Raw genomic sequence first — 5,849 nt, forward strand, 5'->3', positions numbered from 1 at the left:
GCGCTGAGTCATCAATACGTCATAATCTGGTATATCACGAGTGGTCGCCTTAAGCTCTTCTATTCCGGTCTTTTCAGCAAATGCTATCCATATTTCAGGGATCAATACCCCTTCTAAATCAAGACAAACTAATTCCACGACGCACTCCGTCTTTATAATAAAGGTTAATATCTTTCGATAGTGAAAATTCGAAGCGCTATTCTAACTAAAAGCTAGCGCCTTGCATAATGTAAAATCTTCGTTAGAATCGAGCTCATATTGCTAATACCACATTAGTATTAAAACAAAGCATATACAGAGACCAAATAATGTCGATTGACTTTAACGACCCCGCCACAATTACCGATGAAGCCGTTCAGCAGCTAAATGATGAGCTTTCAAGTAAATCACCTCGCGAAATTCTAAAATTTGCGGTGAACACCTTCGATAACATTGCAATTTCTTTCAGCGGCGCAGAAGATGTTGCCTTGATTGAGCTTTCTCATCGACTAACTGACGACCTTCAGGTTTTCTCGCTAGATACAGGCCGATTACATCCAGAAACTTACCGCTTTATTGAAAAGGTTCGCCAACACTATAACATCGACATTGAATTAATGACCCCCAATGCTGAGCGACTAGAGGCTTTTGTTAAGCAAAAAGGGCTATTCAGTTTTTTTGAAGACGGGCATAAAGAATGCTGTGGCATTCGTAAAGTAGAGCCTTTGAAAAGAAAGCTTGGTACCTTGAATGCGTGGGTTTCCGGCCAACGTAAAGATCAAAGCCCAAGCACTCGCTCTGAAGTTGCTGTTATTGAGATTGATCATGGCAACTCAAGCGACGAGCGTAAGTTAATCAAATTCAACCCGCTTGCGAATTGGAGCTCTAAAGAAGTTTGGGACTACATTAGGCTTTCTGAAGTGCCTTACAACGAACTGCACGAAAAAGGCTTTACCAGTATTGGTTGTGAGCCCTGCACTAAAGCAGTATTGCCTACCCAGCATGAGCGTGAAGGTCGCTGGTGGTGGGAGGAAGCGACTCAAAAAGAATGCGGCTTGCACATTACCGAAAGTAAATAAGCCGTCGTCGATACAACAAGGCCGCTAATTCGCGGCCTTGTTTAACTAAAAGGAGCCTTGCTCTCTATAACGATTGCGCATACTTCTGCAAGCCTTTAGAGATCCCCTGCTCCAGGCCTTTCGAAATAATACTGGTAGTCAGTGGAATCTTAGACTCAAGCTCTATCGTGTAGTCTAGCGTTGTAGCGCCGCCTTCCTCACTAAATCTAAGCTCTCCTACATGGTTCTTAATGGGGCTTCCTTTAGTGATTTTGTATTGAATAAACTCATCTGGTTTAAACTCAGTAATCGTTTCTTCAAAGCCCGGTAAAATCCCGATCTTGATCTCTCTAACCGAACCCAAGCCGTTAGCACCATCAGCACCATCAACAACTCTAGACATATTGATACCACAAATCTTACCGAAAGTATTATGATCACTAAGTGTGGCAAATACCTCACTGACTGGCGCATTGAAAATTTGCTTCATTTTTATTGTATTAACAGACATGCATCACTTACCTTTTGGCGATTTAATAATGGATAGCGGCACGACAAAACAGCCGTGACCCCCAGTCATTATATATAAATATTCCGGGCTTTAAAGCGAAAAGCTACTACTTAAGAAATTAAGCGCTAAAGACAGTATAGGCGTGAAATCTTGTAGCTAAGCCGCTTTGGTTTTACTAGAATTAGCAAGCGGCATCATGAAATGACGACGCCCTCCAATATAACCGTAAATATGAGACCCCTATGTTTGACTACCAAGCCCCGAAAGACCTACTACAATCCAAAGTCATCTTAGTTACCGGAGCGGGTGATGGAATCGGCAAGACCGCAGCACTTAGCTTTGCCAAGCATGGAGCAACTGTAATTTTATTGGGGCGAACCGTTTCAAAGCTAGAAAAAGTATATGACGAGATTGAATCCAAAGGCTACCCAAAGCCGGCAATAATTCCAATGAACTTGGAAGGCGCTGTCGAGAAAGACTATATCGACGTTGCTAACTCGATCGAAGCAGAATTCACTCATATCGATGGCATCTTACACAACGCGGCGCAGCTTGGGTCTCTTACTAGTATTGAGCAATACGAAGTACCTGTTTGGAACAAAATGATGCAGGTAAACGTTAACGCTCCTTTTATGCTGACAAAGACGCTGCTACCACTACTTAGAAACTCCGAAGATGCTTCTATTATTTTCACCTCTTCTAGTGTTGGCAGAAAGGGGCGCGCATTTTGGGGTGCATACTCTGTCAGCAAATTTGCAAACGAAGGTTTAATGCAAGTACTTGCTGATGAGCTAAATGGGACAGATAAAACTATTAAAGTGAATAGCATTAACCCTGGCGCCACGCGCACCAATATGCGAGCCGATGCATACCCTGCAGAAAACCCGCATAATAACCCTAGCCCTGAACAGATCATGCCTGTTTACCTCTATCTAATGGGTAAAGACAGCGAAAAAGTAACGGGCCAAGCCTTTGATGCTCAATCCAACGCAAGACCGAACGAATAACATAAAAGGCCTATAATTCTTGGTAATCTATTGGCCACCTCGCCTTTAGAACCGAATGCTAAGCTAAAGTAACAGCAACAATATAAGTAAGAGATAATGATGAAGTTCTTTCTTTCCAGCTTGTTACTACTAAGCAGCCTATCCTGCATTAGCTTTAGCACACATTCCTTTGAATTGGTTCCTCATAGCGCCACCTATAGCGCTAATATAAAAAAAGGAATCAAAATCAAAGGCAAGGCTGCTAGACATCTGAAGAAAATGGATGAAAACCGCTGGCACTATAGTTTTAATGTCCGCTCTTTTGTAGCCGATATAAACGAAAGCACCCAGTTTACTTTCGAAGATGGCCGCCTTTTACCACAAGGCTACAACTATAGACTTAGCCCCATGTTTGGCCGAGATAGAAAAGCTAAGGTCCATTTCGACTGGCAGGCAGATATGGTTAATGGTCGTAGCAAAGGCGCAGACTGGGAAATTACGGGTATACCCAGTAACACCTACGACCGCCTTAGCTATCAGTTGCAACTTCTACGAGAGCTAGACAGTCCCTCTCCTCGTCTGGATTTCCAAATAGCACATAAGAAAAAACTTAGACCCAGCACGTTCGTAAAAACCGGTGAAGAATTAATTACTACAAAGCTTGGTGAGGCCAAAGCGCTGGTCGTAAAAAAGGTTCGCGCAGATGACAGCAAACGCCAGACCTACCTATGGGTTTCAGAGAAATACCCTATGCTTCTTCTCAAGATGACACAGATCGAGAAAGATGGAGAAGAGTATGAAATACATCTAGAGACAGCTAACGTTAACGGCACAGAAGTTACATTTAAATAGCCAAGGGCGAAGCGTATGAACTACGAGACAGCAAAACAGTACTTACTATCAAAACCTGAAGCCAGAGAAGACTACCCTTTTGGCCCAGATGTTATGGTTCCGAAAATTAAGGCTAAGATGTTTGCTACGCTTGGCGTTAATGACAACATTGCCCAAATGAACCTAAAGTGCGACCCAGATCAAGCAAACGAGCTACGCGACCTTTTTGAAGCCGTAAAGCCCGGTTACCACATGAACAAACTCCACTGGAATACCGTAATTCTTGACGGAAGCATCCCTGTCGGTGAAATTGAACGAATGATCGACCACTCCTACAAACTTGTCGTAAAAAAGCTGAGAAAAGCCGAACGCCAAGCCTTGGAACTGAGTTATGGAAAAGAAGCTTTGTACAAAGATTAGCGAAGACAGGCTAGTCTGTATTCTTACCAGCCAGCAAATTAATCATCATCCTGCATAGGAATTATATACTTCCCCGACTCGAGACCCGATATTCGCTCATTAATCATGGTTTGCTCGGCGCCTGATAAGGCAAGCGACTCATTATTGGGATAAAATCTGTACTCTTCTTTATCTCCGTCAAATTTTATTTTACCCAGAATTTGACCGCTATTACTTATGCAATCAAGCTCTTGCTGAATTGGCCAGAACAGCACCATTTACCACTCCCTCTTAAAACAATTCTATCTCCGAATAATAATCGCAGATAATACTTGCGCAAACAAAAGATTTAAGTAGTTAAGCAATTTGAACGCTTGCAAGCTTAGCAATTGGCGTTAACGTAAAATAGCAACAATCGCTGGATGATCTGAGTAGCTGCCGGTGGACACCGCGTAATCATCAAGACAGGTCAACCCACGATACAAAATATGGTCAACTAGAGACTTCTTGCGGTGCTTGGGTTTTGAGTGAGATTCTATACTGTCTTGCATTCTGCAACTACTGGCTGATAATAAGGAGCCTTTAGCTCGTAACAACTTCAACACTGTAGAGTTCGCTGTATCGTTAAAATCCCCTAAAGCAATAACCTTCGCGACTTTAGTCGAGGAAAAATCGTTTGCTTCGCGTTCAACGGCTTTCGACAGCGCCAATGCCTGGCTTTCACGCTTTAAGCGCTTGCTCTTGCTATCATTTCGCTTCGATAGAAAATGAGAGCTTATAACTGCGACTTGCTCCCCGGAAGCATTATCTAAGTAGAAGCGTGCACCGACAACCTTACTCAGACACTTTTTCTTTTTGACACCATTGGTTTTTCCGCAAGGGAAGCCGTAGTTTGTTAAACTACCTTTGACTGGTTCCAAACGGCTGATTAAGGCAACATCTTGGCCCGTTGCCGTATCCCTTCCCTGTGTAAAATACGCTTTCCAGTCTTTGCCAAAACGGTTTGCCAAATCGATCGCAACGTACTTATTTTCAATTTCTGACACCGCTAGAATATCTATCCTATGCTCTCTAACAAGCTTCGCATAGAATGCCAGCTCAGTTAGGTAATCCTTCTTTGACATGTCTCGTATCGTCACTTTACTACCGTCAGCTTTACCGTCATAAGGGGTCCATAGCCATTCGGTATTTAAAGTCATTACGCGAAGCTCTGCGTTTAAGCCTGTACAACACAATATACAGACCCCCATAATCATAGATCGAATTACCATTAGGGTTTCACTCTTTTCTGCGAGCCTCCATCATAGCAAGAACCTATAGACCGTTACGACAAGGTTACGGAACATTTGTAGCGGATATTGTTTGATCGCGCGGTTCGTCATGCAAATTAGACGACTGATACTTATTTACATAAGCAGGAGACTTATAGAATATCTTGAGGTCCCTATATTGAATAACATCTTTAAACATCTGGATAAATTCATCCAGGTTCAAGCGAATTGGATTCAGGGTTGTCGGTTGTCGCTCAGTTAGTCCGTAAACAACCTTACCCGCATCACGCTCATCTACGAAGGTTCCAAACAAGCGATCCCAGATTATTAACACGCCACCAAAGTTTGTATCGATCTGCTCCGGTTTGCAGCCATGATGAACCCTGTGGTGCGAAGGTGTATTGAAAACCTTTTCAAATACTCCCAACCTTCCAATAAGCTCGGTATGAAGGAAGAATTGATAAGACAGGCTTAATTCAATCGCAATTAAAGCAAGATCTTTGTCGAAGCCAATGATTGCTAGTGGCAACCACCAGATCATCCAGCCAAAATTAACATCCATTAAAAAGTTTTGGCGCAAAGCGGTAGAAAAATTCATAATTTTAGACGAATGGTGCGTTACATGTATTGACCATAACCAACGTATTTTATGCATACCGTAGTGGTAGATATAAAAGAAAAAATCGCATGCGATAAATAGGAATAGGTAACTCAACAAACCATCTTCAATTTTATACTGAAACCCGTATTGAGCAACAAACTCATAAAATGCCTGAATAAACAGGGCAATAGCAATCCCATCGAATATTTTATA

General features: G+C 42.5%; 8 protein-coding genes and 1 pseudogene. 4 read left to right on the plus strand and 5 right to left on the minus strand.

Annotation, left to right across the window (positions count from 1 at the left end; all coding sequences use genetic code 11):
• Window positions 1–138 (minus strand): annotated as a pseudogene (gene thrH, locus A3735_RS17385) (bifunctional phosphoserine phosphatase/homoserine phosphotransferase ThrH); the annotation flags it as partial.
• A 170-nt stretch (window positions 139–308) separates the two neighbouring features.
• Here thrH and A3735_RS17390 point away from each other — a divergent pair.
• Window positions 309–1,058 carry a phosphoadenylyl-sulfate reductase gene (locus A3735_RS17390; protein WP_082880493.1) on the plus strand — a complete coding sequence of 250 codons (750 nt, stop codon included), beginning with the start codon at window positions 309–311 and terminating at the stop codon, window positions 1,056–1,058.
• Between the two features lie 64 nt (window positions 1,059–1,122).
• Here the strand turns inward: A3735_RS17390 and A3735_RS17395 are convergent, their stop codons facing one another.
• The gene (locus A3735_RS17395; RefSeq protein WP_068510313.1) at window positions 1,123–1,548 is read right to left on the minus strand and encodes an SRPBCC family protein; all 426 of its coding nucleotides are present in this window, start codon (window positions 1,546–1,548) and stop codon (window positions 1,123–1,125) included.
• A 242-nt stretch (window positions 1,549–1,790) separates the two neighbouring features.
• Between A3735_RS17395 and A3735_RS17400 the strand changes: the two genes are divergently transcribed.
• The 3 genes from A3735_RS17400 to A3735_RS17410 all read left to right on the plus strand — a co-directional run bounded on the left by A3735_RS17400 (window position 1,791) and on the right by A3735_RS17410 (window position 3,785).
• Window positions 1,791–2,555, plus strand: coding sequence for a YciK family oxidoreductase (locus A3735_RS17400; RefSeq protein WP_068510315.1), 765 nt, complete (start codon window positions 1,791–1,793; stop codon window positions 2,553–2,555).
• Between the two features lie 96 nt (window positions 2,556–2,651).
• Window positions 2,652–3,386: a DUF3108 domain-containing protein gene (locus A3735_RS17405; RefSeq protein ID WP_068634336.1), complete on the plus strand. Its 735-nt coding sequence runs from the start codon at window positions 2,652–2,654 to the stop codon at window positions 3,384–3,386.
• Between the two features lie 15 nt (window positions 3,387–3,401).
• Window positions 3,402–3,785: an MmcQ/YjbR family DNA-binding protein gene (locus tag A3735_RS17410; protein ID WP_068508006.1), complete on the plus strand. Its 384-nt coding sequence runs from the start codon at window positions 3,402–3,404 to the stop codon at window positions 3,783–3,785.
• Between the two features lie 38 nt (window positions 3,786–3,823).
• Here A3735_RS17410 and A3735_RS17415 read toward each other — a convergent pair whose 3' ends face one another.
• From A3735_RS17415 to A3735_RS17425, 3 genes are all read right to left on the minus strand, one after another.
• Window positions 3,824–4,042, minus strand: coding sequence for a hypothetical protein (locus A3735_RS17415; protein WP_068508004.1), 219 nt, complete (start codon window positions 4,040–4,042; stop codon window positions 3,824–3,826).
• Window positions 4,043–4,159: 117 nt separating this feature from the next.
• Window positions 4,160–5,035: an endonuclease/exonuclease/phosphatase family protein gene (locus A3735_RS17420; RefSeq protein WP_068553365.1), complete on the minus strand. Its 876-nt coding sequence runs from the start codon at window positions 5,033–5,035 to the stop codon at window positions 4,160–4,162.
• Between the two features lie 64 nt (window positions 5,036–5,099).
• Window positions 5,100–5,849, minus strand: a 750-nt coding sequence (locus A3735_RS17425) for a sterol desaturase family protein (RefSeq protein ID WP_068638352.1), incomplete at its 5' end; no start/stop codon positions are given.

The organism is Oleiphilus sp. HI0061 (assembly GCF_001635675.1).